Raw genomic sequence first — 14,726 nt, 5'->3', positions numbered from 1 at the left:
ACCTTAGAGGTACTACCAGAAACTGCAAACGACACACGCTTGGCAGAGCCGCGGCGTCGTCAAAGCGTGTAAAGATGACGAACCAAAGGCTTCATTGATTCGGGATCGCCGGATGATCACACACTAAGCAAGTGGATGAGCCACCTGCGCTGCCCCAAGCCCTCGATCTTTCCTCTGGACTTCCGGCGGCCAGGGAGCGTCAGTGTCCCTACCCGGCGACACGGCTTCGCCGCCGGCGCGGCGCCCGAGACCTCGTCCGGGCCTTCGGTCAGTACCAGGCGGCGCATTTTCGCGCGGCCGCGGATCGGAGGACCGAACTCATGCCCAAGCTCTCTGACGCCCAGGCCGCGCTGCTGACCGCCGCGGCCGTGCGGCCGGACCTGAACATCTTCCCCGTCCCCGAAACGGTCCGGCTGAGAGGCGCGGCGCTCGACCGGACGCTCCGCGCCTTGCTGTCGCGCGGGCTCATCCGCGAGAGCGGGATGAGCGGCGGGAGGAAGCGCCAGAAACCCGGCACCCATGCCCTCCTCATCGCACCCGCCGGGCTCGCAGCGATCGGCGTCGAGGCGCCGGAAGCCCGGCCGAACGAGACCGGGGATGCGCCGGTGCCGAAGACCCGCCCCGGCGGCAAGCTGGGCGTTCTGCTCGACGCCGTCGCGCGACCGGGCGGGGCCACGCTCGACGATCTGGTGGCGACCCTGGGGTGGCTGCCGCGCACCACCCGCGCCGCCCTCGTCCGGCTCCGCCAACGCGGCTTCGACGTCCGGCTCGCCGACATGGGCGGGCGAAGGGCCTATCGCCTGGCCCCGGCCGCCTGATGCGAGGCGTCGAGACGGGCGGCGGCGCGCGATCCGCGCCGGCCCCGGACATGCTGGACCAGCGGATCGCCGGCCTCGCCGGATTGCCGATCGGCGATCTGCGCGCCGCCTGGGCGGAGGCCTGGGCCGCGCCGCCGCCCAAGGGCGCGCGGCGGCGGCTGTTGATGCTCGGCATCGCCTGGAAATGGCAGGCCGAATTGGAGGGGGGCCTGCCGGCTCAGATCGAGCGGCGGCTGACCGCCCTCGAAACAGCCTTCCGGCGCGGCGAGCCGGTGGACGCGGCGGTTGGCAAGTCCAGAGACGCGCGGCGGCTCATGCCCGGCGCCCGGCTGATCCGGGTCTGGAAGGATCAGCGCCACGAGGTCGTCGTCACCGAGAGCGGCTTCCGGTGGTCCGGCCGCGACTGGGCCTCGCTCTCGGCCATCGCCCGTGCGATCACCGGCGGCCGCCGCGATGGCCCGGCCTTCTTCGGCCTGCGCGACGGGACCGCGACGTGAGCGGCGGCCGCGCGGCACGGAAGGCGATCCGCCGCGCCATCTATACGCGCAAATCCACCGAGGAGGGGCTCGAACAGGACTTCAACTCGCTCGACGCGCAGCGCGAGGCCTGCGCCGCCTATGTGCTCAGCCAGAAGCACGAGGGCTGGAGCGCGCTCGCCGGCCGCTACGACGACGGCGGCTATTCCGGTGGCTCGATGGAGCGCCCTGCCCTGCGCCGGCTGCTCGCCGACATCGAGGCCGGCAAGATCGACGCGGTGGTCGTCTACAAGGTCGACCGGCTCACCCGCTCGCTCGCCGACTTCGCCCGCATCGTGGCGATCTTCGACGCCGCCGGCGTCTCCTTCGTCTCGATCACCCAGGCGTTCAACACCACGACCTCGATGGGCCGGCTGACGCTGAACGTGCTCCTGAGCTTCGCCCAGTTCGAGCGCGAGGTCACCGCCGAGCGTATCCCCGACAAGATCGCGGCTTCCAAGGCCAGGGGCATCTGGATGGGCGGCACCGTCCCGATCGGTTACCGCGCCGAGGCCCGGACCCTAGTGCCGATGCCCGGGGAGGCGGCGCTCGTCCGGCGGATCTTCGAGCGCTACCTCGCGCTCGGCTCGGTCAGCGCGCTCAGGGCCGAACTCGACGCCGCCGGCATCCGGACGCCGCTCCGCCGGCACCGCGACGGACGGGTGAGCGGAGGCGCAGTCTTCTCGCGCGGCAAGCTCTACACGATGCTCGCCAACCCGCTCTTCATCGGCCGGATCCGGCACCGCGACCAACCGCATCCGGGACTGCGCCTCGCGATCGTGGCCCCGGAGCTGTGGGGTGCCGCGCGGCGGCTCCTCGCCGCCCGCCGCCGGGCGCGATCCGCGCGGCCATCGGCCCGGGATCCGAGCCCGCTCGCCGGGCGTCTGGTCGATCCGGATGGCAACAGGATGCGTCCGAGCCATGCCAGCAAAAAGGGCCGGCGCTACCGCTACTACGTCAGCGAGGCCCTGATCGAGAACGGCGTCGCCCACGGCGCGCGGGGCTGGCGCGTCCCGGCGCCCGAACTCGAAGCGGCGGTGTCCCGGGCCATCGCCGCCCGGCCGCGGGAACCGGCGCTGCAGGCGCGTCTGCTCGACACCGGCACGACGCGCGCGGACCCGTCGGCGACCACGATCCGGCGCATCCTGGAACTGGCCGAGCGGCTCGACGCGCCCGGCCCGGGCGGCGACCGCGACCTGCCCCGGCTGCTGGTCTCGCGCGTCGCGCTGACCGAGAGCGCGTTGCGCGCCGAGGTCGGCTTCGGGCGGCTCGCCGGGGCCGCGCATCGGCCGATCGCCGATCTGGCCGACCTCGACCTGCCCGGCTTCACCGTCGCCGCGCCGCCGCGGCCGCGGCGGCGCGGGCCGGAGCTCCGCATCATCCTCGGCGGCGCCGCCGCGCCGGTCCCAGGGCCCGATCCTGTGCTGCTGCGGACGCTGGTCGAGGCGCGCCGTCGCGCGGCGGACTATCTCGACGCGGCTCGGGGCCTCACCGTCAGCGACATCGCCCGGCGCGAGGGTGTCGACACCGGCGATGTCTCGCGCTCGCTCCAGCTCGCGTTTCTCGCGCCCGATCTCGTCGCGCGCATTCTCGATGGGACCCAGCCCACCGCGCTGACCGCCGAGCGCCTGAAACGCATCGACCTTCCCCTCCGCTGGGCGGATCAGCGAACTCTGATCGGCTGAGTTCCTCACGTCGCTTTGGCAGAATTTTCCTCCCGGGCCGGTCCCGGTTGCGACGCTGCTTCCCCTGGCCGCTCCCGGCATTTGGTTTGGTGGCCAGCGGAGCACGGACGGGCGGTCGCGGCGGAACCGGGAGAATGTCGCGCTCAGCCCGGCGGAGTCGCGGCGAACAAGGGGCCGTACCCGCCCCAAGCCACTGATAACACGGCACTTCAACGGAGACGCCGGAGAGCTCTCGGATTCAGGAGACTGCGTGGTAGGCCCGGAGGGATTTGAACCCCCAACCAAAGCGTTATGAGCGCTCTGCTCTGACCGTTGAGCTACAGGCCCGGCCGAGCCCCGTGCTAGACGCCGCCGCCGGTCCGGTCAAGCCGAGGGAGCGAGCAGCCGGCGCAGCACGGCGAGGATCTGCGCGGGCTGGTAGGGCTTGGGCACCACCTCGCCGCCCTCCTCGCCGCCGGGGATCGTCGCGAGATCGCTGTAGCCGGTGGCGAAGGCGAAGGGCACGCCGCGCGCGCGCAGGAGTTCGGCCACCGCGAGCGAGGTCTCGCCGCCGAGATTGACGTCGAGCACGGCGACGTCGGGGCTGCGCGCCTCGAGCATCCGGAACGCCTCGGCGGTGGAGCGTGCGAAGCCCATGACCTCCATCCCCGCCTCCTCGAGGATCGCCTCGAGATCCATCGCGATCAGGAGCTGGTCCTCGACGATCAGCGCCACCTTGCCGGTCAGATCGCCCGCGCCGCTCCCGGAGCGTTCCGGCTTCGCGCGGCGGCCGCGCCGGGGGGCGCCGACGAAGCGGGAGGGCACGCAGAACCGCCCGACGATCCCTTGGGGATGATAGTCCACCTCGCTCTCGCCGCCGAGATCGTAGGGAATGCTCCGGTCGATCAGCGTGGTGCCGAAGCCCTGGCGGGCGGGCGGCACCACGACGGGCCCGCCGGATTCGCGCCAGTGGAAGGCGCAGGAGCCGTCGTCGTTCAGCTCCCAGCTCACGTCGAGCCGCCCGCCCGGCCGCGAGAGCGCGCCATATTTCGCCGCGTTCGTCGTCAGCTCGTGAATGACGAGCGCCAGCACCGAATAGGCCCGCGCCTCGAGCCAGACCGGCGGCCCGCCGATCTCCACCACCGTCGCCGCGGCGCGATAGGGCGAGAGCTCGGCGGCGAAGAGCTCCGCCGGCTCGCCGCCGCCGTCGCCCCGGATCACCTGGTCATGGGCGAAGGCGAGCGCCTGGATCCGCGCCCGCAGCGCCTCGACATAGCCGCGCAGTTCCGCGCCGCCGTCCTGTTCGGAGGCGACGATCGACTTGACCGCGGCGAGGATGTTCTTCACCCGGTGGTTCAGCTCGTCGTTCAGCACCCGCTGGCGGACGGCGGCCTTCTCGCGCTCGTCGGCGAGAAGCTCGCTCTGGCGCAGCAGGATCTCGGTCAGCGCGATCCGCACCGCCTCGGCGAAATGCCGCTCCTCCTCGCTCCAGGGCTCGGACTGGCCGCGCACCGTCTCCTTCCAGATCGCGAAGCTCTTGCGCGGGGTCAGCCGGTCGCCGAGCGGCCCGGATTCGTAGACCTTCTCCGGATTGCCCGCCCAGTCGAGCGTGCGCGCCACCTCGTCGCGGAAGAAGAAGAGATAGTCGCCGGGCCGGCTCGACAGCGGAATGACGAGCATCCCCGCCGTCCGGTCGAGCGCGCGCGCCGCGCCGGGCAGCGCCTGCGAGAGCGCGTGCGTGGCCCAGATCCCCCCGTCCACCACCGTCGCCGCGAAGGCGACGAGGGCGGGGACCTCCCGCTCCGGCGGGGCGGCGCCGACGGCCTTCCAGCGCCCGCCGATCCAGATCCCGGCGCCGTCGCAGCGAATGAGCCCCGCGAGGTCGTCGAGCTGCCCGCGCAGCACCTCGGCCACCTCGTCGAAGCCGCTCGCCTTCGCCAGCACGCGGTCGAGCCGCGCCCGCGCCTCGCGCCCGGATTCGAGCGCCTGGCGGTGGCGCAGCGCGTTCAGCTGCATCGACAGGAAATCGCCGAAGAGTTCCGCGCTGACCCGCTCCGCCATGCCGAGGACGCGGGGCGCGTAGTGATGGCAGGCGACGAGCCCCCAGAGCGCGCCGTCGATCCGGATCGAGATCGACATCGAGGCCGCCACCCCCATGTTGCGCAGGTATTCGCAATGGACCGGCGAGACGCTCCTGAGATGCGCGAGCGAGAGGTCGAGCGGCTCGCCCGAGGCGTCGAGATCGGGCAGGATCGGGACCGGCTCGAAGGAGGCGTCGGAGATGATCCGGATCGTGTTGCGCAGATAGAGCGCGCGCGCCTGCCGGGGGATGTCGGCGGCGGGGAAATACTGGCCGAGGAAGCTCTCGAGACCGGGCCGCCGCGCCTCGCTCACCACCTTGCCGGCGCCGTCGTGGGTGAACTGGTAGACCATCACCCGGTCGTAGTTCAGCATCGCGCGGATGAGCCGCGCGGTCTCGCGGACCAGCCGGTCGACGGTCCGGGTGGCGCCGACGCGCTCGATCATCGCGCGGGCGAGTTCCAGCGGCTCGGCGGTGTCCCCGCCCGAAGGCTCGAACTCGACGATCGCCGTGCCCTTCATCCGGTGCGCGGCGACGTCGAAGCTCCGCCCGCCCACCGTCACGCCGAAGAGCAGCGCCGGCCGGCCGCCCTCGCGCGTGCGCGCGAGCGCGTTGCGCACCGAATGCGCCGCCTCCTCGCCGAGCGCGTCGCCGAGATAGGCGCCGTTCATCTCCCCGGGCACGCCGAGCATCGCGGGCGCGTTCGCCGAATGGCGCAGGATCGTGCGCGCCTGCGCGTCGACGGCGATCAGGCAGCCATGCGGCTGGATGCTGCCGGGGATGTGGATCGGCTCCCGGTCGCAATCGGTGAGATCGACGCGCCGGCTCATCGCGCGCCCGCCCCGGCGAAGGCGCGGGCGGCGCCGGCGAAGGCGGCTTGCGCGCCGGCCAGCGCCGCCTCCGGATCGATCCCGGCCGCGGCGTCGAGCCGGGCGACGAAGGCGCCCCAGCGCCCCGCCTCCTCCGGCCGCGCGAGATGGCGCGCGCCGCGGCCCGCGTCGAAGCCGAGCCGCGCGGCGCGGACGCGCAGCAGGTTCGCCCCGATCGCCGCGCCTTCGAGAACGTAGAGCATCCCGGCCGCGGCCGAGGGGCCGGGGGTTTCCGGGCAGTCATCGGGCCGGGGCGCCGGCTCGCCGAGGTCGTCGAGATCGGCGCGGAGCCGGGGCGCGAGCGGGACGAGGCGCCAGTCCGCGAGCCCTTCCGGGACCGCCGCCCGCTCCAGCGCCGCCTCGACCGGGGCGCGGAAGGCGTAGAGCCCGCGGAGATAGCGGCGGTAGGATGCCTCGTCCGCGATCGCGCCCACCGCCCGGTCGAGCGCGTCGTGCGGCGCGCGCGTGCCGGCGCGGAGCATGTGGCGCAGCGAGGCGGAGGGGGGCGGTTCGAAGGAGCGCATCCTGTCGCGAATAACCCTTTCCTCGCGCGGGGTCACGCGCATTCGCCCGGCGCCCGGCCGTTCCGCGCCTTCCCGCCGGGACCGGCCTCCGGGCGGGATCATCCGAGCGGCGGCGTCCGGAACAGCCGGACCTTGAGCCCGCCATGCGCGACCGGCGGCCCCGGCGGCGCGAAGGGCAGGCCCGTCGCGCGCGCGAGGCCGGGATCGCTGGTGACGAGGCCGACGCGCCAGCCGCCGAACCTCTCGCGCAGCGCGGCGCCGAGGCTCGCATGGAGGCCCCGGAGCGGCCCCGGCGCGCCGATGCGCGCGCCATAGGGCGGGTTGACGATGACGAGGCCGGGCGGCCCCGCGGGCCGCTCCAGATCGGCGACCGGGCGGCATTCGAAGCGGGTCCGCTCCGCCACCCCGGCGCGGGCGGCGTTCGCGACGCTCATCCGGACCGCGCCCTGATCGCGGTCCGAGCCCAGCATCGCGATCCCCGCGCCCGGCGCCGGACGGGGCGCGGCGCGCAGCGCCTCCCAGGCGGCGGGATCGAAATTCGCGAGATCCTCGAAGGCGAAGCTCCGCGCCCGCCCGGGGGCGAGGCCGGCGGCGATCTCCGCCGCCTCGATCACGAAGGTGCCGGAGCCGCACATCGGGTCGAGCACCGGCTCGGTCCCGTCGAAGCCGCAGGCGCGCAGGAAGAGCGCGGCCAGCGTCTCGCGCATCGGCGCCTTCGCCACCGCCTGCTTGTAGCCCCGCCGGTGCAGCGACTCGCCCGAGGTATCGAGGCTCAGCTGGCAGAGGTCGTCCTCGATCCGGACCTTCACCACCACCCGCGCCTCGTCGGCGAGCGGCGCGCCGAGTTCCTCGCGGATCGCGCGCTCGATCCGCTCGCGCGCCGCGCCGGCGTGATAGATGCGCGAGGCGCGGGCCGTGACCTCGACCCGGACCGGCACGTCGGGGCGCAGGACCGTCGCCCAGGGGAAGCGGCGCGCCCGCTTGTCGAGCTGGGCGAGATGCAGCGCGCGGAAGGCGCCGATCCGCGCCAGCACCCGCGTCGCGCCGCGCAGTTCGAGATTGGCCCGCCAGACCTCCGGCCAGCCGCCCTGGAAGGTCACGCCGCCCGGCACGGCGCTGGCCGGGCCGAAGCCGCGCTCCTGCGCCTCGGCGAGCAGCACAGGCTCGAGCCCCGGGGCGGCGGAGAGGAAGATCTCGAATGTCGAAGGCGCGTCCATGGAGCCTCGCTATCCTGGCGCGCCGGGAACCGCCACCGAAACCGTGGCGAGGGATGGGCGTAATTCTACGCGCGGTCCCGCGGTCCGCGCAGGCGGAGCCAGATCACCGCGCCGGCGAGCCCGCCCGCGAGCGCGAACCAGGTGAGCGCGTAGCTCAGATGGCTGTCGCGGAACCGGATCACGGTCAGCCCGCCGACCGGCAGCCCGCCCGGATTGGGCGCGGCGTCCGCGTCGATGAAATAGGGCGCCACCGGCCCTTCGAGCCCCTCGGTCGCCGCGATCGCCGCGACGTCGCGCGAATACCACCGTCCCGCCGCCGGGTTGTTCGCACGCAGGAACGCGCCGCCGGGCTCGGTGATCCGGAGGAGGCCGGTCACCGTCACCTCCCCCGCGACCTGCCCCGCCGCCCGGCGCGCCGGGTCGCGGCGGTCCATCGGCACGAAGCCCCGGTTGACGAGCACGGTGAAATCCCCCGCGTCGAGCGGCGTCAGCACCCAGTAGCCGGCGCCGAGCTCCGTCACCGCCTGGACCGTCACCTCCCGGTCATGCAGGAAATGCCCGGTGAGGCGCACATGGGCGTAGCCGTCGCGTCCCGCCGAGACCCCGGCCCAGTCGCCCGGCCCCGGCGGCGCGGCCGGCGCGGCCGCCACCCGGGCGTCGACCCGGGCGATCAGCGCGTGCTTCCAGGCCCGCCGCTCCAGCTGCCAGACGCCGAGCGCGACGAAGCCCGTGACCGCCAGCGCGACGGCGAGCCAGGCGAGGATCGAACGGACGCGCTTCATCGCGGGGACCACCTCGTCAAAAGGCAGGGGCGCCGGTCCCCGCGGACCGGCGCCCCGGATGTCGCGGCGCGGCCGGGACTATTCGTCGTAGGGCCGCTCGATGTTCGGCATCTCGCCCATCGAGGGCATCATGTTGCTGTTGAGGTGGTAGACGATCCAGAGCGAGCCCGCGAGCGCGATCACCACCAGCACGATCGTGAACACGGTCGAGAGCAGGAGCCAGCCCCCCTCCGCCTTCGGGCTCATGTGCAGGAAGTAGATCATGTGCACGAGGATCTGGATCAGCGCGCAGGCGAGCACGATCGCGGCGGTATAGCCCGCGCTGTCGATCGGGCGGAACATCACGAGGATGAACGGGATCGCCGTCAGGATCACCGACAGCACGAAGCCGCGCGTGTAGGATTCGTAGGTGCCGTGCGGCGCCTCGTGCGGGTCGTGATGGGCGCCATGACGCGCCTCGTGGGCGCCGTGCGCCGCCTCGGGATGACCGGCGCTCATCGCAGCACTCCCATCAGATAGACGAAGGTGAAGACGCCGATCCAGACGACGTCGAGGAAGTGCCAGAACAGCGACAGGCAGGTGAGCCGCCGCTGGTTGGCGGGGATGAGCCCCTTCGCGCGGACCTGGACGATCGAGACGATGAGCCAGAGGATGCCGAAGCTCACGTGCAGCCCGTGGGTGCCGACGAGCGCGAAGAAGGCCGAGAGGAAGCCCGAGCGCCACGGCCCCGCGCCCTCGTGGATGAGGTGGCGGAACTCGTAGAGCTCGATCGCGATGAAGGCCGCGCCGAAGAGCCCGGTGATCGCGAGCCACTTGATCGTCTCCTTCTGGTCCATCCGGTGCATCGCGAGCATCGCGAAACCGTAGGTGATCGAGGAGAGCAGCAGCATCGTCGTGTTGAGCGCGACGAGGCTGAGATCAAAGAGGTCGCGCGGCCCCGGCCCGCCGGCGAGGCTGGCGCCGAGCACGCCATAGGTGGCGAAGAGGACCGCGAAGATGAGGCAGTCGCTCATCAGGTAGATCCAGAAGCCGAGGTTGGTGAAGCCCCCCGGCTCGTGGTGTTCCTCCTCGGTGAGGTAGAACACGGGCGTGGCCGCCGTCGTCGTCATCGGTCAGGCCCTCCCGGCCAGAAGCTGGCCGCGCGCATCCTCGGTCGCCGTAACCTGGGTGGCCGGGATGTGGTAGTCGCGGTTGTAGTTGAACGTGTGCCAGATCGCATAGCCGATGAGCCCGAGGAAGCTCAGCGCCGCGAGCCACCAGATGTACCAGACCAGCGCCAGGCCGCAGACCACCGCGAGGCCGGCGAGGATCATCCCCGCGGGGGTGTTCTTCGGCATGTGGATCGGGATGAAGCCCGAGGTCGGGCGGACGTAGCCCGCGCTCTTCATGTCCCACCAGGCATCGATCTCGCGCACCACGGGGGTGAAGGCGAAATTGTAGGCCGGCGGCGGCGAGGAGGTCGCCCATTCGAGCGTCCGGCCGTCCCAGGGATCGCCGGTCGTGTCGCGCAGCTGGTCGCGCCGCAGGATCGAGACGCCGATCTGGATCAGGAAGGCCGCGATGCCGCAGGCGATCACCCCCGCGCCGATCGCCGCGATCAGGAACCAGATCTGCAGGCTCGGGTCGTCGAAGACCCGCATGCGCCGGGTGACGCCCATCAGGCCGAGCACGTAGAGCGGCGTGAAGGCGAGCCAGTAGCCGGTGAGCCAGCACCAGAACGACACCTTGCCCCAGAACGGCTCGAGCTTGAAGCCGAAGGCCTTCGGGAACCAGAACTGGATGCCCGCGAAGAGGCCGAAGACCACGCCGCCGATGATCACGTTGTGGAAATGCGCGATCAGGAACAGCGAGTTGTGCAGCACGAAATCCGCCGGCGGCACCGCGAGGAGCACGCCCGTCATGCCGCCGATCGTGAAGGTGAGCATGAAGGCCACCGTCCACATCATCGGCGGCTCGTAGCGGATGCGGCCCCGGAACATGGTGAAGAGCCAGTTGAAGAGCTTCGCCCCGGTCGGGATCGAGATGATCATCGTCGTGATGCCGAAGAACGAGTTCACGCTCGCCCCCGACCCCATCGTGAAGAAGTGGTGCAGCCAGACGATGTAGGAGAGGACGGTGATGCAGACCGTCGCGTAGACCATCGAGGAATAGCCGAAGAGCCGCTTGCCGGAGAAGGTCGAGGTCACTTCCGAGAAGATGCCGAAGGCCGGCAGGATCAGGATGTAGACCTCCGGATGGCCCCAGATCCAGACGAGGTTCACGTACATCATCGGGTTGCCGCCGTTGTCGGCGGTGAAGAAGTTCGTGCCCACGTAGCGGTCGAGCGCGAGCAGCACGAGAAGCGCGGTGAAGACCGGGAAGGCCGCGACGATCAGGATGTTGGAGCAGAGCGCGGTCCAGGTGAAGATCGGCATCCGCATCATCGTCATGCCGGGGCAGCGCATCTTGATGATCGTCACGATCAGGTTGATGCCCGACAATGTCGTGCCGACGCCCGCGACCTGGAGCCCCCAGATATAGTAGTCGACGCCGACATAGGGGCTGTTGGCGATGCCCGAGAGCGGCGGATAGGCGAGCCAGCCGGTCTGCGCGTATTCGCCGACGAAGAGCGAGACCATCGTGATCACCGCGCCGCCGACCGTCATCCAGAACGAGAAGTTGTTCAGGAACGGGAAGGCGACGTCGCGCGCGCCGATCTGGAGCGGCATCACGAAGTTCATGAAGCCGGTGACGAGCGGCATCGCAACGAAGAAGATCATGATCACGCCGTGGGCGGTGAAGACCTGATCGTAGTGGTGCGCCGGCAGGTAGCCCTCGGACCCGTTGAAGGCGAGCGCCTGCTGCAGGCGCATCATCACCGCGTCGGCGAAGCCCCTGAGCAGCATCACGATGCCGAGCACGATGTACATGATGCCGATCTTCTTGTGATCGACGCTCGTGAACCATTCCTTCCAGAGGAAGCCCCAGAGCCGGAAGTAGGTGATCGCCCCGAGCAGGGCGAGGCCGCCCAGCACGACGCCCGCGAAGGTCGCGACGAGGATCGGCTCGTGGATCGGGAAGGCCTCCCAGGTCAACCGCCCGAAGAGGAAGGTGGTGGGAATATGTTGTTCGATGGCCATTGCGCTGCCCCGGGTCAGAAGGTTTGGTCGGAGGCGCCGCTCGGGGCGGGCGTCAGGGGCGTGAGCAGCGCGAGGCTGTCACGCCGCGTTTCGGTATCGGGCAGCGGGGCGCAGAGCTCCGCCACGTGGAAGGGCGTGGCCCCGAAGGGCGCGCTCGCCTGGTCGGGCGCCGGCAGCAGGTTCACCGTGCCGGCGAGGCCGGTGCCCCCCTGCCCGTCGAGCCAGGCCATCTCGCCCGCGCACATCCGCCCCTGCTCCACGCAGCGGCCCACGACCCGGTCGAAGAGGTCGGGCTCGACCGCGGCGTAGCTCGACGGCGGCACGTTCTCGCTCGGCTCGGCCAGCGCGAGGTATTCCGCGCGGTCGAGCGTCCTGCCGGAGGCGCGCGCGGCGCCGATCCAGGCGACGAAATCCCTCGGCTCCAGCCCGTGGAACTTGAAGCGCATGTGCGAGAAGCCCGCGCCGCTGTAGTTCGAGGAGAAGCCGTCGTATTCGCCCGGGTAGTTCATCACCGCGTGGACCTGCGATTCCATCCCCGGCATCGCGTAGAGCATGCCGGCGAGCGCGGGAACGTAGAAGGCGTTCATCACCGATTGCGAGGTGATCTTGAAGTGGATCGGCCGGTCGACCGGCGCGGCGGCGTCGTTCACGGTCGCGATGCCGTATTCGGGATAGATGAAGAGCCATTTCCAGTCGAGCGCGACGACATCGACCTCGAGCGGCTTCGCATCGGCGGGAACCGGGCGCCGCTCGCCGATATGTTCGAGCGGACGGAACGGATCGAGCATGTGGGTGCTTACCCAGGTGAGCCCGCCGAGGCAGATGATGATCATCAGCGGCGCGGCCCAGATGATCAGTTCGAGGCTCGTCGAGTGGTGCCAGTCGGGATCGTAACGCGCCTTGCGGGAGGCCTTGTAGCGCCAGGCGAAGAAGGCGGTGAGCCCCATCACCGGGATGATGATGAGCAGCATGAGCAGCGTGGAGGTGACGAGGACGTCGCGTTGCTGCGCCGCGACATAACCGGAGGGATTGAGCACGACCATGTCGCATCCGCCAAGGAGCGCCATGACCGGCAGCGTGCAAAGCAGCGATCGTCTCAACTTCATGTTCATCATTCCCGCAGTCGCGTCCCCCGAGCGGCGACACCGGCACCCGAGTCCGATTCCTCCTTAGCATACTGAAAATCGAGGGCTATAAGAGAGTGCGCGGGGCCGGGGGATTCGGCCCCCGGGATAACGCATTGGAGGCAGCCGCGATGTCCTACGAATCCTCTCTCGCGGAAGAGGCCGAAGAGCACGGCCATGCGAGCGTACCGGAACTCGCGGTCGGCGTGGTCATCGGAAGAAGCTCTGAATTCTTTGACTTTTTCGTCTATGCCATCGCCTCCGTCCTGGTCTTCCCGCGGGTGATGTTCCCCTTCGCGAGCCCGCTCGACGGGGTTCTGCTCTCCTTCGCGGTGTTTTCGCTCGCCTTCGTCGCCAGGCCCTTCGGAACGCTGATCTTTACCGAGATCGACCGCCGTTTCGGGCGTGGAATCAAGCTCACGGTGGCGCTCTTCCTGCTCGGATGCGCGACGGCGGGCATCGCCTTCATGCCGGACTACTCGGTGGCCGGCGGTTACGCGATCGTGATCCTCTGCGGGATGCGGATCGCCCAGGGGCTGGCGCTCGGCGGCGCCTGGGACGGGCTCGCCTCGCTGCTCGCGATGAATGCGCCGCGGGAGGAACGCGGCTGGTACGCGATGATTCCCCAGCTCGGCGCCCCGGTCGGGCTCTTCGTCGCGAGCGCGCTCTTCGTCTATCTCGTCACCGGGCTGAGCGAGGCCGACTTCCTCGAATGGGGCTGGCGCTATCCGTTCTTCGTCGCCTTCGCGATCAACGTCGTGGCGCTCTTCGCCCGGCTCCGGATCGTCGTGACCGAGGAATACGAGGAGCAGTTCCGCAACCACGAACTGCGCCCGTCGAGCGTGCGGGAGACGGTCGCGGCCGAGGGGTCGAACATCCTGATCGGCGCCTTCACCCCGCTCGCGACCTTCGCGCTCTTCCATCTCGTCTCGGTCTTTCCGCTCTCCTGGGTCTATCTCTCGACCAACGATTCCGTGCCGGGCTTCCTCGCGATCGAGATCGGCACCTCGCTCGTCGGCCTCGCCGCGGTGCTCGGCTCGGGCGCGCTCGCGGACCGGTTCGGGCGGCGGCGGCTGCTCTTCGTCTGCGCGCTCGCGATCGCCGTCTTCGCGCTTCTCGGACCGGTGCTGCTCGACGCCGGGCAGAGCGGGGAATTCCTGTTCATGGTGCTCGGCTTCGGTCTCCTCGGCCTCAGCTTCGGCCAGTCCTCGGGCGCGGTCGCCTCGCGCTTCGACCGCCGCTACCGCTACACCGCCTCGGCGCTGACCTCGGACCTCGCCTGGCTGGTCGGCGCGGGCTTCGCGCCGCTGGTCGCGCTGCTGCTCGCCTCGCAGTTCGGCCTCTTCGCCTCGGGCCTCTACCTGCTCTCGGGCGCGATCTGCTCCATCGTCGCGCTGATCCTGAGCCAGCGGCTCGAGATCCGCGACGAGGAATGACCTCTCCCGGGACCGGCGGCGGGCGCGCCGCCGGTTCCGGTCCGGCCCCCGGTCCGGCCCCCGATCCGGCCTCAGTCCGCGGTTTCCCGCGCGGCGAGATAGATCCGGACCGCCTCGCGCACATGCCGGAACCGGTCGCCGCCGAGATGCTTGCCGCCGAACCAGCGCGTCACCACGACGATATGGCCCGAGAGCGCCTCGCGATCGAGTTCGCGCAGGATGACCATCCCGGCCCCGGCCTCGCCATCGTCGTTCTTCAGCGCCCCTTCCCGCCCGATCAGCGCCCAGGAATTGTGCGTCGCCCTGGCGAAGCGCTTGTCGCGGCGGAGCGCGCGCAGGAACTCCCGCGCCGCCGCGCCATCCGCGCAGGGCCCGCCCGCGACCGCGTAGCGCGATCCCCGGTCGGATATGACGTTCTCGAGCACCAGCATCCGCCGTGGCTATCGCGAAGAGATCCGGCGATCAATCGGGGGGCGCTTGCGCGTTGACAGACGGCGCGGGTTTTCGGACACTCCGGGCGAGGCGCGTTCCGACGCGGCTGAGTTCGCACCCGGTGTTCTGTTTTTCGAGTACGGCGA

At 70.9% G+C, this 14,726-nt stretch carries 13 protein-coding genes and 1 tRNA gene; 4 read left to right on the top strand and 10 right to left on the bottom strand.

From position 1 onward, the window contains the following. The first annotated feature begins 320 nt into the window (after positions 1 to 320). Genes FJM51_RS16070 through FJM51_RS16060 form a run of 3 tightly spaced genes read left to right on the top strand, consistent with a single transcriptional unit; the run spans position 321 to position 3,018 of the window. Positions 321 to 818, top strand: a complete 498-nt coding sequence (locus tag FJM51_RS16070; protein WP_140455161.1) for a DUF3489 domain-containing protein — start codon at positions 321 to 323, stop codon at positions 816 to 818. Then, positions 818 to 1,315 (top strand): DUF2924 domain-containing protein, encoded by a 498-nt coding sequence (locus tag FJM51_RS16065; RefSeq protein ID WP_140455160.1) that lies wholly within the window; start codon positions 818 to 820, stop codon positions 1,313 to 1,315. The genes FJM51_RS16070 and FJM51_RS16065 overlap by 1 nt, the downstream gene beginning before the upstream one ends. Next, a complete protein-coding gene (locus FJM51_RS16060) occupies positions 1,312 to 3,018 on the top strand; it encodes a recombinase family protein (RefSeq protein ID WP_140455159.1) in 1,707 nt (568 codons plus the stop codon). Before FJM51_RS16065 ends, FJM51_RS16060 begins: the two co-directional genes overlap by 4 nt. A gap of 251 nt (positions 3,019 to 3,269) precedes the next feature. On the opposite strand, the gene FJM51_RS16055 is transcribed toward FJM51_RS16060, so the two are convergent. The 9 genes from FJM51_RS16055 to cyoA form a co-directional block, all read right to left on the bottom strand. Continuing rightward, positions 3,270 to 3,345, bottom strand: a tRNA-Ile gene (locus tag FJM51_RS16055). A 36-nt stretch (positions 3,346 to 3,381) separates the two neighbouring features. After that, complete coding sequence (locus FJM51_RS16050) at positions 3,382 to 5,907, bottom strand: HWE histidine kinase domain-containing protein (protein WP_140455158.1); 2,526 nt, start codon at positions 5,905 to 5,907, stop codon at positions 3,382 to 3,384. Then, positions 5,904 to 6,470, bottom strand: a complete 567-nt coding sequence (locus tag FJM51_RS16045; protein ID WP_140455157.1) for a biliverdin-producing heme oxygenase — start codon at positions 6,468 to 6,470, stop codon at positions 5,904 to 5,906. The genes FJM51_RS16050 and FJM51_RS16045 overlap by 4 nt, the downstream gene beginning before the upstream one ends. A gap of 98 nt (positions 6,471 to 6,568) precedes the next feature. Beyond that, a complete protein-coding gene (locus FJM51_RS16040; RefSeq protein ID WP_140455156.1) occupies positions 6,569 to 7,687 on the bottom strand; it encodes a THUMP domain-containing class I SAM-dependent RNA methyltransferase in 1,119 nt (372 codons plus the stop codon). Positions 7,688 to 7,752: 65 nt separating this feature from the next. After that, positions 7,753 to 8,469 (bottom strand): SURF1 family protein, encoded by a 717-nt coding sequence (locus FJM51_RS16035; RefSeq protein WP_140455155.1) that lies wholly within the window; start codon positions 8,467 to 8,469, stop codon positions 7,753 to 7,755. 78 nt (positions 8,470 to 8,547) lie between these two features. Continuing rightward, complete coding sequence (gene cyoD / locus FJM51_RS16030; protein WP_140455154.1) at positions 8,548 to 8,967, bottom strand: cytochrome o ubiquinol oxidase subunit IV; 420 nt, start codon at positions 8,965 to 8,967, stop codon at positions 8,548 to 8,550. After that, positions 8,964 to 9,578, bottom strand: a complete 615-nt coding sequence (gene cyoC, locus FJM51_RS16025; RefSeq protein ID WP_140455153.1) for a cytochrome o ubiquinol oxidase subunit III — start codon at positions 9,576 to 9,578, stop codon at positions 8,964 to 8,966. The genes cyoD and cyoC overlap by 4 nt, the downstream gene beginning before the upstream one ends. A gap of 3 nt (positions 9,579 to 9,581) precedes the next feature. Further along, on the bottom strand, positions 9,582 to 11,588 hold the full coding sequence (cyoB, locus tag FJM51_RS16020) for a cytochrome o ubiquinol oxidase subunit I (protein WP_140455152.1): 2,007 nt from the start codon (positions 11,586 to 11,588) through the stop codon (positions 9,582 to 9,584). Between the two features lie 14 nt (positions 11,589 to 11,602). After that, positions 11,603 to 12,694 (bottom strand): ubiquinol oxidase subunit II, encoded by a 1,092-nt coding sequence (gene cyoA / locus FJM51_RS16015; RefSeq protein WP_140455151.1) that lies wholly within the window; start codon positions 12,692 to 12,694, stop codon positions 11,603 to 11,605. A 149-nt stretch (positions 12,695 to 12,843) separates the two neighbouring features. Between cyoA and FJM51_RS16010 the strand changes: the two genes are divergently transcribed. Continuing rightward, positions 12,844 to 14,148: an MFS transporter gene (locus tag FJM51_RS16010; protein WP_140455150.1), complete on the top strand. Its 1,305-nt coding sequence runs from the start codon at positions 12,844 to 12,846 to the stop codon at positions 14,146 to 14,148. 71 nt (positions 14,149 to 14,219) lie between these two features. Here FJM51_RS16010 and FJM51_RS16005 read toward each other — a convergent pair whose 3' ends face one another. Next, positions 14,220 to 14,579, bottom strand: coding sequence for a YigZ family protein (locus tag FJM51_RS16005; protein WP_140455149.1), 360 nt, complete (start codon positions 14,577 to 14,579; stop codon positions 14,220 to 14,222). Between the last annotated feature and the right edge of the window lie 147 nt (positions 14,580 to 14,726).

The sequence above is a fragment of the Amaricoccus solimangrovi genome (assembly GCF_006385685.1).
Classification (GTDB): Bacteria; Pseudomonadota; Alphaproteobacteria; order Rhodobacterales; family Rhodobacteraceae; genus Amaricoccus; species Amaricoccus solimangrovi.
Note: the sequence above shows the minus strand (reverse complement) of the source record. Positions and strands in the feature narration are given on the sequence as shown.